This is a genomic window from Mycobacterium sp. TH-M15, assembly GCF_057473705.1.
On sequence record NZ_JBYCLB010000344.1, the window covers coordinates 1 to 12,699 of the forward strand.

Here is a 12,699-nt window from a genome sequence, read left to right on the forward strand (position 1 = left end):
GCCGCGCCTCAGGCTGCAACGCCGAGCGCGGCGGCAAGTTCGGCCAGCTCCACCCTGTTCGGCATCCCGGTACCGCAGTCGCTGCTGGACGGCTTGGGGACCGCCAACACCCTGGACGCTCCCATCTCGTTCGCCGCGGCGATGGTTCGTACCGCCGCCAACTCCAGCGCAGCCGGCATGATCGCGTTCAGGCTCTTCGCCGACGCCGCCATGTACTCCCCGCTGATGGGACTGGCCAGCGCGACGGCGCCGGTCACGTTCGGAGCGGCACCGTCGGCGGGACTGGCCGGCTCGCCGGTACTCGCCGGTGTCGGCACGGCGGGTCCGGTGGGGCCGTTGTCGGTGCCGCCGGCGTGGGCGGAGACGGCACCGGCGGCCGCGGCCACCGAAGATCCGGTGTGGTTGTCGGACGCCGAGGCGGCGTTGGAGGCGGACACGGTCGGCCTCCAGCCCACGGCGGGGGTAGGGCCGATGGCCGGGCTGGCCGGCGCGGCGGCCGCCGGGATGATCGGGCGCCCCATCGTCAGCAACATGTTGCGGGTCGCGCCGAAACGTTTCAAGATGCCCCGTCATTCCGCCGGTGGGTAGCTGCGGTCCGTCGGCCGGGCTGGCCCCGAGGAATCCGTCACGAGGGAGCGTTATGTCCGTTGGTTCCGCGACGACAGTGAAAGTTAGCGAATGGTGATGCTGGATTTCGCGGCGCTGCCACCCGAGGTGAATTCGACCAGGATGTACACCGGTCCGGGGTCGGGGCCGATGATGGCGGCCGCGACGGCCTGGGATGCGGCCGGTGCGCAGTGGGAGTCGTTCGTGGCGCGCTATCTGACCGAGTTGGCGAGTCTGGAGGGTCTGTTCTGGTCTGGTCCGGCCGCGGTCGCGATGGCCGCTGCGGTGGCACCGTTCGTGGCGTGGGCCAACGGCATCGCCGTCCACGTCGAGCAGGTGGCCAGTCAGGCCCGTGTCGCCGCGGCCGCCTACGAGGCGGCGCACGCGGCGACCGTGCCGCCGGCCGCGGTGGCGGCCAACCGCGCACTGCTGGCGACGCTGGTGGCGACCAACTTCGTCGGACAGAACACGCCGGCGATCGCCGCCACCGAGGCGTTGTATTCGGAGATGTGGGCTCAAGACGCCGCGGCCATGTACAGCTACGCCGGATCCGCGTTGCCCGCGACGGCCATATTGAAGCCGGTTGCGGCGCCGCCGCAGGTCACCACTCCCGGCGCACAATCCAACCCGACCGCCCAAAAGACAGACCCGCTGGCACAGGTGATGTCGGCCGTTCCACAGCACGGCATCTCGACGGGGTCGAGTTCGACACATGCCGCAGTGTCGTCCGGATCGAACTCGGCTGTTTCCACGGCGACTGCAGGTTCTCCCACAGCGACTACGGGTTCGTCGGCGTCGTCGCAGTACTATTACATCACCAATTGGCAGACGTTTGAAAAGTTTTACAATATTTTCAATACGGCCATCAACAAGAATTTCTATAACGGCGGCGTCACGTTGGGCGATCAGCTTGATTACAACGTTACGATTCCCAAATGGTTCAGCCATATGACCATGCCGAGGACGCCGCCGTTCCTCTATGCAGGCGAAGCCGACGCCCTGAGTTTCTTGGGCGGAAACGGTACGACACTGGCCGGCACGGGCAAGGCGGCGTCGGTGGGAACACTGTCGGTTCCTCGGAGCTGGGCGTCTGCCTCGTCACCCGGTCAGTCCGTCGGTGTGGCAGACGACGTCTCCGGATCGCAGTCGACGGAGACAGCGCGGGGTGTTCTGGCCAATTCGGCGACGCCCACGCCGTACCAGCCGCCGTCTCTGGGTCCGATGGGGTCCCCGGGGCAACGCGACACCAGCAACGCCGTCCTCCGCATGCGGGATCGCCGCTTCCGGATGCCCCGGCCGGCTGTCGGCGGATAGCGACGGGGTGCGCATGCTGGATTTCGGGCTGATGCCGCCGGAGGTGACGTCGGCGGAGCTCTACGCGGGCCCCGGATCGGCGCCGATGATGGCGGTCGCGAGCGGCTGGAATGCGATTGCGGCGGGGCTGAATCAGTTCCTCCACGAATACCTGTCGATAATCGCCGAGCTGCAGAGCGAGGTCTGGGCGGGCCGCGCCGCGGAGGCGATGGCCGCCGGGGCGGCACTGTTCGCGGACTGGGCGGAATCGACGGCCACCGTGGCCGCGCAGACGGCCGGTCAGGCCCGAGCGGCCGCGGCCGCCTTCGAGACGGCGCATGCGACGATTACCCCGCCGGCCGCGGTGGCGGCCAACCGGGCGCTGTTGGCGCATCTGGTCGCGACGAACGTTTTGGGGCAGAACACGGCACGGATCGCGACGGTCGAGGCGGAGCACCAGGCGATGTGGGCGAACAACACCCACGCGTTGTACGGCTACGCGGCGGCGTCGTCGATGGCGACGCAGCTGTCGCTGGTCACCCAGCCTCCGCAGACCACCAACCCGGCCGGAGCATCCGTGGCCGCGGCCAGCTCCGCCACCGGCTCGGGCGCGTCGCATCTACAGGCCCTATCGCAGCTGCTCTCAACTGTGCCGCAACAGCTCTCGGCCGCAGCGGCACCGAGTTCGGGCGCATCCGCACCCGTCGGCATACCGATACCGCAATCGTTCGTCAAGTTTCTGGAAGATATCAACTCCGCGACCGGAATCCCGGACATCTGGATTTTGGAGTCGATGCGTGATGTCGGAGCGGTCGGCAGCGCCATCCTGAACGTTGCGGGCTACTTTACCGATGCGTCGGCTTTCACGCCGCCCGGCCTGGCCGCGGCGACGTCGCCGGCCGGACTCGCCGGATCGACGGCCGGGGACGGTGTTGGAAGGGTGGTTCGTGCCAGCGTCGGGGAGGCGACCGCGATGGGCCGGTTGTCCGCGCCGTCGGCGTGGGCGGAGGTGACTCCGGTGGCTGCGGTCAACGAGCAGTGGCTGTCGTCGGCGACCAGCGGGGCGGCGCCGCGGGTGAGCGTGGCCGGCACCGGGCCGGCGGCGGCCATGGGACCGATGGTCGCGGCGGCAGGCGCGGCCGCGGCCCGCAAAGCTTCGCGTCCCAGTGTCAGCGCGATCTTGCAGACCCCGCCGCCCCGGTACCAGATGCCCCGTCCGTCCTCCGGTGGATAGCCGTCACCGGGCCGGACCGGTCCCTGAGCGATGGGTCCGGGGCGATGTCATCGCGATCTTCCGGGAGCGGAGACCGGTGAGCCGTGGGTCGCTAAGGTTCGCAAAAGCGAGTTGTGACGCAGTCGGCGTAGTCGACCGATCAAGGAAGGTCAACATGGGGCTATGTCCGCCACGCTGGCTGGCGGCGACGTTCGTGACCGGGTCACTGTCGGTGGCACTTATCATCCCGGCGCAGGCCGACCCACCACCAGGCGACGATCCCTCCGCCTACGCCGCGGCGCACGGTGCCGAGATATGTGACTTCATCGCTCGGGATCCGGTTGGGCGGGAGGTTGTCCTGCTGTTGAAGAAGATCGTCGACGAGACCGGGATGCCCGTCGGCGATGCCAGCATCGCGGTAGGAGATGCAGTCAAGGCGCACTGCCCGCAATACCTGCCGCTGCTGGAAGAGATGGCACGCCCACCGCTGTGGTGATCGGCGTTCTGCACGTATGGGCAGAAGCCGGCGGCGAGACGCGGGGGTCGACGACCGACGTGGCGGTCGGGTAGCGGCGCTCGCCGTCGAACCCGTGGCAGGCTGGCCGGATGGTGTTCTCCTTCGCAGAGCTTGCGATCCCGGTGGTGGCTGCGCCGATGGCCGGCGGCCCGAGCACGGCGGAGCTCGCCGCCGCGGTGTCCAACGCGGGCGGGCTGGGTTTTGTCGCCGGCGGGTACCTGACCCCACGGCAGTTGGCCGGCGAGATCGACGCGGCGCGGAATTTGACCAGGGGGCCGATCGGCGTCAATCTGTTTGTGCCCCAACCGAGTGTGGCTGACATCGCGGAGTTGGACGAGTACGCAGAACACCTGGAACCATTCGCCTGCTATTACGGTGTCCACGTGGGTCTACCCCACCGGGGCGATGACCACCGCTGGCCGGAGAAGCTGGCCGTGGTTGCCGATGTTCGCCCGACGGTGGTGTCGTTCACGTTCGGTGCACCGCCGGCGGCGGTGCTGGACACCTTGCGCGACTTGCGCATCTCGACCCTGGTCACGGTGACGTCGGTGTATGAGGCCGACGTCGCCGTCGCGCACGGTGCCGACGGCCTGATCGTGCAGGGTCCCGGTGCGGGCGGGCATCGCGGCACCTTCGCCCCGGAGGTACCGCCCGGCACCGAGTCGCTGGGCGAACTGCTGCAGGCGATCGGTGCGGCCCACGCCGGTGTGCCGCTGGTTGCCACCGGCGGTCTCGGCACCGGCGCCGACGTCGCCGGGGTGCTGCGACGCGGCGCGGTGGCCGCCCAGGTGGGCACCGCGCTGCTGCTGGCCGACGAGGCCGGCACCGACCCGGTGCACCGGTCGGCACTGCAGCACGGCGAATTCGGCGGCACCGTTGTGACCAGTGCGTTCTCCGGGCGGCACGGGCGCTGCCTGGAGAACGATTTCACCCGTGCCCTCGACGACGTGGCGCCGCTGGGATATCCCGAGGTCCACTACCTGACAGCGCCGATCCAAGCCGGGGCGCTCGCGGTGGCTGACCCGCACGGGGTCAGCCTGTGGGCCGGAACCGGTTACCGAGCTGCCCGGCCCGGGCCGGCCGGTGAGATCGTCGTGGAATTGGCCGCAGGCTGAGCCAAGCAGACTTCGGCCACCGCTTCGCCGGTCAATCCCGGGCCATACCAGACATCGCCACGGAGGCGTTACGGCACAAGGGCATTAGGCATTTTCGGGGCAGTATATTGCCCGCGCGACCGCTACGAAGTGGGCGCTCTGCAAAAGCGGCAAGCCAGGGTAGGTGTTCCGGACCCCGTCGACGGCTTCGCGGGTACTGTGCCCACTCCGGATATGCGCACAGGCGGCCATGGCGGTGTTCACCGCGTCGGGGCCGAGGTACCCGAGGCCGAGGTGGTCTATCGCCCTGAGGAACGTGTCGTCGGATGCTTGAGCGACATAAACATACGGGTCAGGGGGCTCGGCTCGGGCCGGCGCAGCCGTGCCAAGCGCAGCCGCCGCGCCGGCTGAAACCGCCAGGAGCTGCGCAGCGCGCACCGTCCTGTTGGCGTTCAGGAGTGCGCGGCGCGGCGGGGTTTTCACCGGAACCGATGCTTCTTCTGGCACCTTCGTCACCTCGTCTGCTCACTGGCCTGTCCAGTGCGGCTTGCTCCCGGGCCGCACTCGCTCTCACCCGTGACGCTAGATGTGTCCGCCGGATCTGCACAGGGCCAACAGGCAAGCTTCGCAGTAGGTTTCAGACCCGTTCACTCGTCGTTCACCGGGTTGTCCGCAGCACTGCGCCGCTGGTTCCTCGTCTGACTACTACCGGGCGCCGTTGGCTGCTGAACCCGCCGGGCGCGCGGCCCCCAATGGTCGGCTCCGCGGCGCGTTCGGTTCCATCGCCGGATACCCTTTGTGTGGCGGTGTCGGATGCGCGAGGATGTCAGCATGCGCTGCCAGGTGGTCCGGGAAACGTTGTCGGCACTGCTCGACGGCGAGCGCCAGGACGTGCCGGCTCGGGGTGTCGACGCCCACCTGGAATCCTGCCGCAACTGCCGCAACTGGCTGATCGGCGCGGCGGCGCAAGCCCGCTGGCTGGCCTCGGCCGACGTCGGCGTCGATGACGGGCCCGACCTGGCCGAGCAGATCCTGGCCGCCGCCGGCGTCACCCCGGATCCGGCGCGCCGTCGCCTCCCCTGGCCGGCCTGCTGGCGGGCGGCGTTGATCGTCGTCGGGGCGTTCCAGGTGCTGGTGGCGTCGGCGCAGATCAGCGGGATGGACTTCGGGATGGTGTCGGCGCACGGGCACGGCGCGGCGACCGGCGCCCATCTGCTGCACGAGTCCACCGCCTGGCTGCTGGCGCTGGGCGGCGCGATGATCGCCGCGGGGATCTGGACCGTCGCCGCCCCCGGGGTGGCCGCCATCACCGGGGTGTTCGCCCTGGCATTGCTGGGTTACGTCGCCGCCGACGCGCACAGCGGCCAGGTGACCGTGGCCCGGGTGGCGAGTCATCTGCCGGTGCTGGCCGGTCTGGTATTCGCACTGCTGGTGGCGCGCGACCGGTCCGGGTCCCGCGGTTCGCGGCCGGTGCCGGAGGCCCCGGGCGAGCGCCGGCCGGCCGATGAGCCCCGGCGGCGCCGGACGCACCTGCGGCCGGTGAACCGGTCCAGCCTCGCTACGACGATGCGTCGTAGACGCGCCGGGCGGGCACCGTTAAGGTTTGGGTTCATGGCCGGAGGCAGTGGCGACGACGCGGTCACCGCGCTGGCCGTGGCGGCCGGCCGCGGCGACACCGCCGCCCTGTCGGCGTTCATCAAAGCCACCCAGCACGACGTGTGGCGGTTCGTGGCGTACCTCTGCGACGGCGCCAGCGCCGACGATCTGACCCAGGAGACCTTTCTCCGTGCGATCGGCGCCGTCGGCCGGTTCTCCGGCCGGTCCAGTGCCCGGACCTGGCTGCTGTCGATCGCACGCCGGGTGGTCGCCGACCACATCCGCTACCTGCAGTCCCGGCCCCGGGTGGCCGACGGCGCCGACCCGGAGCAACTGCGCACCCGGGAACGCCCGGCGCGGGGCTTCGAAGACCTGGTGGAAGTGACGATGTTGATCGCCGGGCTCACCGCCGAGCAGCGGGAGGCGCTGCTGTTGACCCAGCTGTTCGGCCTGTCCTACAAGGACGCGGCGACGGTCTGCGGCTGCGCGGTGGGCACCATCCGGTCCCGGGTCGCCCGGGCGCGTGACGCGCTGCTAGCCGACCCGGAGGTCGACGACCTGACCGGGTGAGGCACCCCGACCGGCTTCCGTGGGACGATGGTGGCATCACGTGAGACCTCAGGGGAGAACTGTGTCGACGCGACGTTGGCTGCGGGTGGCCGTTGTTGTGGGAGCAACAACGCTGGTGCTGGTCGCCAGCTGCACGTTGCGCTCGACCAGCTCGCTCCGGCAAGGCGTCCCGCCGCCGGCCGGTGACCCGGTGCCGCCGGTGGACACCCATGGGACCAAGGGCCGTCCCGCCGACCAGTTGCACGACTGGGCGGCGGCTCGGGCTCCGGCGCTGCGGATGCCGGTCACCGCGCTGGAGGCCTACGCCTATGCCGCCCGGGTGGCCGAGGTGGAGAACCCCAACTGCCACATCGGCTGGACCACGCTGGCCGGCATCGGGCAGATCGAAAGCCATCACGGGACCTACAGCCACGCCACGTTGAAGCGCAACGGCGACGTCGACCCGCCGATCCGGGGGGTGCGGTTGGACGGTTCCGGCGGCACCGTGCGCATCGTCGAGGACGGGCAGGTCGAGCAGGTGGACGGAGACGGTGTCGTCCGGGCGATGGGGCCGATGCAGTTCATCCCGGAGACCTGGCGGCTCTACGGGGTCGACGCCAACAACGACGGCGTCATCAGCCCGGACAACATCGACGACGCCGCGCTCTCGGCGGCGGGTTATTTATGCTGGCGGGGAAAGGATCTGGCCACCCCGGAGGGCTGGCTCACCGCGCTGACCGCCTACAACGACTCGGAGGTCTACGCGCGCGCCGTCCGCGATTGGGCTACCGCGTACGCCGCGGGCCACTCGCTGTGACAGCGGTCTTCGCCGATTAGGCTGCCGACAAGCCGACAATGGCCCGGACAGCGACCACCATCACAAGGAGAATCCAGTGCCCATCATCGAGCAGGTCGGAGCCCGCGAGATCCTCGACTCCCGCGGCAACCCGACGGTCGAGGTCGAGGTGGCGCTCGGCGACGGAACGTTCGCCCGGGCCGCGGTGCCGTCCGGCGCGTCGACCGGTGAACACGAAGCCGTCGAACTGCGCGACGGCGACACCCGCTACGGCGGCAAGGGTGTCCGCAACGCCGTGCAGGCGGTGCTCGACGAGATCGCACCGGTCGTGATCGGGATGAGCGCCGACGACCAGCGGCTGGTCGACCAGGAGCTGGTCGACCTGGACGGCACGCCGGACAAGTCCCGGCTGGGTGCGAACGCGATGCTCGGCGTGTCGTTGGCGGTGGCCAAGGCGGCGGCGGACTCGGTCGAGCTGCCGCTCTTCCGTTACCTGGGCGGCCCGAACGCACACATCCTGCCGGTGCCGATGATGAACATCCTCAACGGCGGCGCGCACGCCGACACCGATGTCGACATCCAGGAGTTCATGGTGGCGCCGATCGGTGCGCCGAACTTCGCCGAGGCGCTGCGCTGGGGCGCCGAGGTGTATCACGCGCTCAAGTCGGTGCTCCATAAGCAGGGCCTGTCCACCGGTCTGGGCGACGAGGGCGGCTTCGCCCCCAACGTGGCGGGCACCGCCGCGGCCCTCGACCTGATCACCACCGCGATCGAGGCGGCCGGCCTCAAGCCCGGGGTCGACGTCGCGCTGGCCCTGGACGCGGCGGCCACCGAGTTCTACGGCGAGTCCGGCTACCGCTTCGAGAAGCAGACCCGAAGCGCGGCCCAGATGACCGAGTTCTACGCCGGGTTGCTCGGCGCCTATCCGCTGGTGTCGCTGGAAGACCCGCTGTCCGAAGATGATTGGGACGGCTGGGTGCAGCTGACCGGCGAGCTCGGCGACCGGGTGCAGATCGTCGGTGATGACTTGTTCGTCACCAACCCCGAGCGTCTGGAGGAGGGCATCGACAAGGGCGCGGCCAATGCCCTGCTGGTCAAGGTCAATCAGATCGGCACGCTCACCGAGACACTGGACGCGGTGACGCTGGCCCACCACAGCGGTTACCGCACGATGATCAGCCATCGCAGCGGCGAGACCGAGGACACCACGATCGCCGACCTGGCGGTGGCGGTGGGCAGCGGTCAGATCAAGACCGGCGCACCGGCCCGCAGCGAGCGGGTGGCCAAGTACAACCAGCTGCTGCGAATCGAGCAGACCCTCGGCGATGCCGCACGATACGCCGGCGACCTGGCGTTCCCGCGGTACTCGCCGTCGGCCGGGTAGCGGACCACCCGAACCGCGACGACCGATGCCCGATCCGAAACGCCCCAACCAGAAACGGCGCTCAGCCGCTTCCCGGCCGGGCCACGGCGGCCGGGCCGGCCGAGCGCATCCGCGTCGATCGTCGGCACCGCGGCGAGGGCCCAGCGCATCCCGGGGGGTGGTCGAGCAGGCGGTGCGGCCGGTCAGGCAGGCGATCACGCTTGCCGCGGAGCGGCGTTCCGAACTGCGGGTCGGCTTCACCGCCCGGCGCGCGGTGATTCTGGCGGCGGTGGTGTGCGTGCTGACGTTGACCGTCGCCGGCCCGGTGCGGACGTTCTTCGCCCAGCATGCCGAGCTCAAGCAGCAGGCCAAGGTCGAGGCGAACCTACGACGGCAGATCGCCGAGCTCAAGAAGCAGAAGGCGAACTTGGCCGACCCGGCCTACATCAAGGCCCGGGCCCGTGAACGACTCGGTTTCGTCATGCCCGGCGAGACCCCCTATCAGGTTCAGCTGCCGCCCGGCGTCCAGGTGCCGGCCCAGCCGGGCGAGCAACCGGCGACCACCCCCGGCGGCGACCCCTGGTACACCGCGCTGTGGCGCACCATCGCCGACACCCCGCACGGCCCGCCGCCGGCTCCGGAGCCGGCCAACGTGCCCGCTCCGGCTCCGCCCGTTCCGGCCCCGCCCGGTGGTTGACCTGGCCGACCTCGACGCGGTCCGCGGTCAGCTGGGCCGAGAGCCGCGTGGGGTGCTCGAGATTGCCTACCGGTGCCCGAACGGCGAGCCCGCGGTGGTCAAGACCGCGCCGAGACTGGCTGACGGCACGCCGTTCCCGACGTTGTACTACCTGACCCACCCGTCGCTGACCGCGGCCGCGAGCCGACTGGAGTCCGCCGGTGTGATGGTGCAGATGGCGGAGCGGCTGCGGGGCGACCCGGTGCTGGCCGCCGCCTACCAGCGGGCGCACCGGCGCTACCTGGCCGAACGGGACGCGATCGAACCGCTGGGAACGTCGGCCACCGCCGGCGGCATGCCCGACCGGGTCAAGTGCCTGCACGCGCTGATCGCGCACTCGCTGGCCAAGGGTCGCGGCGTCAACCCGTTCGGCGACGAGGCGCTGGCGCTGTTGGCCGTCGAGCCGGCGATGGCCGGAATCCTGGTGCGAGAGGAGTGGACGTGAGCCGCGATACGGTGGCCGGAATCGACTGCGGTACCAACTCGATTCGGTTGTTGATCGCCGAGCCGGAGCGGGGCCGGCTGCGCGACGTGCACCGCGAGATGCGGATCGTCCGGCTGGGGCAGGGAATCGACGCGACCGGCGAGTTCGCGCCGGAGGCGCTGGACCGAACCCGGGCGGCGTTGGCCGACTATGCCGGACTGTTGGCCGCCAACGACGTTGTCCGGGTGCGGATGGTGGCCACCTCGGCGGCCCGTGACGCCGGGAACCGGGACGCGTTCTTCGCGATGACGGCCGAGGTGCTCGGCTCGGTGATCCCCGGTGCGGTGGCCGAGGTAATCACCGGCGCGGAGGAGGCGGCACTCTCCTTCGCCGGCGCGGTCGGCGAACTCGCCGAGGCCGAGGCGCCGTTCGTCGTCGTCGATCTCGGCGGCGGATCCACCGAGATCGTGCTCGGCGACCCGGTGAGCGGGGTGGCGAACAGCTTCTCGGCCGACGTCGGGTGCGTCCGGCTCACCGAGCGCTGCCTGCACACCGACCCGCCCACGGCAGCCGAGGTGACGACCGCGCGGCGCGTGGTGCGCGAGCAGCTGGACCCGGCGCTGCGGACGGTCCCGGTCGAGCGGGCGCGCACCTGGGTGGGGGTGGCCGGGACGATGACCACGCTGGGCGCCCTGGTGAAAGGCCTGACGACGTATGACCCCGCGGCCATTCATCTTTCCCGGATCGACTGCGATCGGGTGGTCGAGGTCTGTGACCGGGTGATCGCCATGTCGCGCGCCGAGCGGGCGGCGCTGGGGCCGATGCACCCGGGACGGGCCGACGTGATCGGTGGGGGAGCGATCCTGGTGCAGGAGCTGGCCGGTGTCTTGGCCGACCGCGCCGGCATCCGCGAACTGATCGTCAGCGAGCACGACATCCTGGACGGGATCGCCCTGTCGATCGTGAGTTGACCAACGGAGCGTTCAGGATTCGGCGAGCAGCCCGGAGATGCCCGCAGCGTCGGGCACGATGTGGGTGATGTCGGCCAGGTCGCTGAACGCTCGGTCGGCGGAGACCAGAGCCGTTGCGCCGGACTGGCAGGCGGCCGCCGCGAGGACGGCGTCGAAGGCCCCGAGCGCCGGTATCGTCTCGAACAGCGTCAGGCCGCGATGCAGATGATCGTTGGTGATGCTCAGCAACGGCGAGAGCAGTTCGGCGTAGGCGCGGCCGATCGCCGCTGCGTCGCTGCGGTCGCGCCGCCGGGAACGAACATGGACGAACTCCTGGATCACCTCGGGGGTGGTCGTAGCTTCGATACGTTCGTCCGCGATCGCCGATATCAGGTCTCGACAGGAATCTCGGAGCAGGTGGTCGGCGCCCTTCGCGTAGCTGAGAACCGTCGTGTCGAGCACGATCATCGCCGGTCTGCCCGCAGGTCGTCCAGCTCGTTCCTCAGGTCACCAGGATCGGGGACCGGCATATCCGGGGCATCGAGGATTCGCTGCCCCGCGGTCCGGCGCCGGTCACGCGGACTTGTGACGCCCCGGTCGATGGCTTCCCGCACGACGGTCGCCACCGAGACTCCGCGTTCCCGCGCTATCGCGGTGATCCGCCGGTGCCGCTCATCGTCGAGCAGGATCTGGAGTCGGTGCTCCAAAGGGGGCATGCACATACATTAGCATGCTGTACTTCGGTCTCCGGTCACACCTCGAACCGATAGCCCATTCCGGCCTCGGTGAGCAGATGCCTGGGGCGCGACGGGTCGTCCTCGAGTTTGCGGCGCAGCTGCGCCAGATACACCCGCAGGTAGTGGGTCTCCTTCGCATACCCCGGACCCCACACCTGGGTGAGCAACTCGTCGCGGCCGACCAGCCTGCCGCGGTTGCGGGCCAGCATCTCCAACATCCCCCACTCGGTCGGGGTCAGGTGCACCTCGGCGCCGTTCTTCGTCACCTACTTGGCGGCCAGATCCACGGTGAACGACGACGTCTCGACGATCGGCTGGTCGGTCTCGGAGGCCGCCGCGTTGCGGCGCACCGCGGCCCGCAGCCGGGCCAGGAACTCGTCCATGCCGAACGGCTTGGTCACGTAGTCGTCGGCACCGGCGTCCAGCGCCTCGACCTTGTCCGCCGAATCGGTGCGCGCCGACAACACGATCACCGGGGCGTTCAGCCAGCCGCGCAACCCGGCCAGCACCTCGACCCCGGAGATGTCCGGCAGGCCCAGATCGAGGATGACCACATCCGGGGTGCGCTCGGCGGCGGCGCGCAGTGCCCCGGCGCCGGTCGACGCGGTGACCACGTCGTATCCGCGTACCGAAAGGTTGATCTTCAGCGCCCGCAGCATCTGCGGCTCGTCGTCGACCACCAGGACCCGAGTCATCGGAGTGCTGCGCATCGCATCGTCGTCGCGAGTCACTGGTGTCGCTCCTCGTCCGGGGCGGCCAGATCGACCTCGATGGTGAGCCCGCCGCCCGGGGTGTCGGTGGCCCGGATGGTGCCGCCCATCGCCT

Annotated in this window: 15 protein-coding genes and 3 pseudogenes; 13 read left to right on the forward strand and 5 right to left on the reverse strand. The window is 70.2% G+C overall.

The features are described 5' to 3' along the window. The 6 genes and pseudogenes from AC2VNT_RS08405 to AC2VNT_RS08430 form a co-directional block, all read left to right on the forward strand. On the forward strand, nucleotides 1-588 hold a 588-nt coding region (locus AC2VNT_RS08405), incomplete at its 5' end, for a PPE family protein, SVP subgroup (protein ID WP_486946420.1). A gap of 96 nt (nucleotides 589-684) precedes the next feature. Beyond that, a pseudogene (locus tag AC2VNT_RS08410) lies at nucleotides 685-1,116 on the forward strand (PPE family protein); the annotation flags it as partial. 444 nt (nucleotides 1,117-1,560) lie between these two features. Next, nucleotides 1,561-1,920, forward strand: a complete 360-nt coding sequence (locus AC2VNT_RS08415) for a PPE family protein, SVP subgroup (protein WP_486946432.1) — start codon at nucleotides 1,561-1,563, stop codon at nucleotides 1,918-1,920. A gap of 13 nt (nucleotides 1,921-1,933) precedes the next feature. Continuing rightward, nucleotides 1,934-3,133 (forward strand): PPE family protein, encoded by a 1,200-nt coding sequence (locus AC2VNT_RS08420; RefSeq protein WP_486946421.1) that lies wholly within the window; start codon nucleotides 1,934-1,936, stop codon nucleotides 3,131-3,133. 193 nt (nucleotides 3,134-3,326) lie between these two features. Then, the gene (locus tag AC2VNT_RS08425; protein WP_486946422.1) at nucleotides 3,327-3,608 is read left to right on the forward strand and encodes a hypothetical protein; all 282 of its coding nucleotides are present in this window, start codon (nucleotides 3,327-3,329) and stop codon (nucleotides 3,606-3,608) included. 110 nt (nucleotides 3,609-3,718) lie between these two features. Then, a complete protein-coding gene (locus AC2VNT_RS08430) occupies nucleotides 3,719-4,744 on the forward strand; it encodes a nitronate monooxygenase (protein WP_486946423.1) in 1,026 nt (341 codons plus the stop codon). Between the two features lie 84 nt (nucleotides 4,745-4,828). Here AC2VNT_RS08430 and AC2VNT_RS08435 read toward each other — a convergent pair whose 3' ends face one another. Continuing rightward, nucleotides 4,829-5,239, reverse strand: coding sequence for a DUF732 domain-containing protein (locus tag AC2VNT_RS08435; RefSeq protein WP_486946424.1), 411 nt, complete (start codon nucleotides 5,237-5,239; stop codon nucleotides 4,829-4,831). 315 nt (nucleotides 5,240-5,554) lie between these two features. Between AC2VNT_RS08435 and AC2VNT_RS08440 the strand changes: the two are divergent. The 7 genes and pseudogenes from AC2VNT_RS08440 to AC2VNT_RS08470 form a co-directional block, all read left to right on the forward strand. Beyond that, nucleotides 5,555-6,232, forward strand: a pseudogene (locus tag AC2VNT_RS08440) (DUF2275 domain-containing protein); the annotation flags it as partial. 102 nt (nucleotides 6,233-6,334) lie between these two features. Next, nucleotides 6,335-6,889, forward strand: a complete 555-nt coding sequence (gene sigC / locus AC2VNT_RS08445; protein WP_486946433.1) for an RNA polymerase sigma factor SigC — start codon at nucleotides 6,335-6,337, stop codon at nucleotides 6,887-6,889. A 61-nt stretch (nucleotides 6,890-6,950) separates the two neighbouring features. After that, nucleotides 6,951-7,685, forward strand: coding sequence for a lytic transglycosylase domain-containing protein (locus AC2VNT_RS08450; RefSeq protein WP_486946425.1), 735 nt, complete (start codon nucleotides 6,951-6,953; stop codon nucleotides 7,683-7,685). A 76-nt stretch (nucleotides 7,686-7,761) separates the two neighbouring features. Beyond that, the gene (gene eno / locus AC2VNT_RS08455; RefSeq protein ID WP_486946426.1) at nucleotides 7,762-9,048 is read left to right on the forward strand and encodes a phosphopyruvate hydratase; all 1,287 of its coding nucleotides are present in this window, start codon (nucleotides 7,762-7,764) and stop codon (nucleotides 9,046-9,048) included. A 25-nt stretch (nucleotides 9,049-9,073) separates the two neighbouring features. Then, the gene (locus tag AC2VNT_RS08460) at nucleotides 9,074-9,724 is read left to right on the forward strand and encodes an FtsB family cell division protein (RefSeq protein ID WP_486946427.1); all 651 of its coding nucleotides are present in this window, start codon (nucleotides 9,074-9,076) and stop codon (nucleotides 9,722-9,724) included. Then, the gene (locus AC2VNT_RS08465; protein ID WP_486946428.1) at nucleotides 9,717-10,208 is read left to right on the forward strand and encodes a DUF501 domain-containing protein; all 492 of its coding nucleotides are present in this window, start codon (nucleotides 9,717-9,719) and stop codon (nucleotides 10,206-10,208) included. Before AC2VNT_RS08460 ends, AC2VNT_RS08465 begins: the two co-directional genes overlap by 8 nt. Continuing rightward, nucleotides 10,205-11,158 carry a Ppx/GppA phosphatase family protein gene (locus tag AC2VNT_RS08470; protein ID WP_486946429.1) on the forward strand — a complete coding sequence of 318 codons (954 nt, stop codon included), beginning with the start codon at nucleotides 10,205-10,207 and terminating at the stop codon, nucleotides 11,156-11,158. The genes AC2VNT_RS08465 and AC2VNT_RS08470 overlap by 4 nt, the downstream gene beginning before the upstream one ends. A gap of 12 nt (nucleotides 11,159-11,170) precedes the next feature. Here AC2VNT_RS08470 and AC2VNT_RS08475 read toward each other — a convergent pair whose 3' ends face one another. The 4 genes and pseudogenes from AC2VNT_RS08475 to AC2VNT_RS08490 form a co-directional block, all read right to left on the reverse strand. Next, nucleotides 11,171-11,605 (reverse strand): type II toxin-antitoxin system VapC family toxin, encoded by a 435-nt coding sequence (locus tag AC2VNT_RS08475; protein WP_486946430.1) that lies wholly within the window; start codon nucleotides 11,603-11,605, stop codon nucleotides 11,171-11,173. Next, nucleotides 11,602-11,853: an antitoxin gene (locus AC2VNT_RS08480; protein ID WP_486946431.1), complete on the reverse strand. Its 252-nt coding sequence runs from the start codon at nucleotides 11,851-11,853 to the stop codon at nucleotides 11,602-11,604. Before AC2VNT_RS08480 ends, AC2VNT_RS08475 begins: the two co-directional genes overlap by 4 nt. Nucleotides 11,854-11,888: 35 nt before the next feature. Continuing rightward, a pseudogene (locus tag AC2VNT_RS08485) lies at nucleotides 11,889-12,569 on the reverse strand (response regulator). 32 nt (nucleotides 12,570-12,601) lie between these two features. Then, nucleotides 12,602-12,699 (reverse strand): hypothetical protein (locus tag AC2VNT_RS08490; protein WP_486946434.1); only part of this gene is annotated, 98 nt, incomplete at its 5' end.

Excerpts from the sequence above, each read along its gene's own strand:
- AC2VNT_RS08415 (WP_486946432.1), top strand. The coding sequence starts at position 1,561 with ATGCCGAGGACGCCGCCGTTCCTCTATGCAGGCGAAGCCGACGCCCTG.
- AC2VNT_RS08420 (WP_486946421.1), top strand. The coding sequence starts at position 1,934 with ATGCTGGATTTCGGGCTGATGCCGCCGGAGGTGACGTCGGCGGAGCTC.
- AC2VNT_RS08430 (WP_486946423.1), top strand. The coding sequence starts at position 3,719 with ATGGTGTTCTCCTTCGCAGAGCTTGCGATCCCGGTGGTGGCTGCGCCG.
- sigC (WP_486946433.1), top strand. The coding sequence starts at position 6,335 with ATGGCCGGAGGCAGTGGCGACGACGCGGTCACCGCGCTGGCCGTGGCG.
- AC2VNT_RS08460 (WP_486946427.1), top strand. The coding sequence starts at position 9,074 with ATGCCCGATCCGAAACGCCCCAACCAGAAACGGCGCTCAGCCGCTTCC.
- AC2VNT_RS08475 (WP_486946430.1), bottom strand. The coding sequence starts at position 11,605 with ATGATCGTGCTCGACACGACGGTTCTCAGCTACGCGAAGGGCGCCGAC.
- AC2VNT_RS08480 (WP_486946431.1), bottom strand. The coding sequence starts at position 11,853 with ATGCCCCCTTTGGAGCACCGACTCCAGATCCTGCTCGACGATGAGCGG.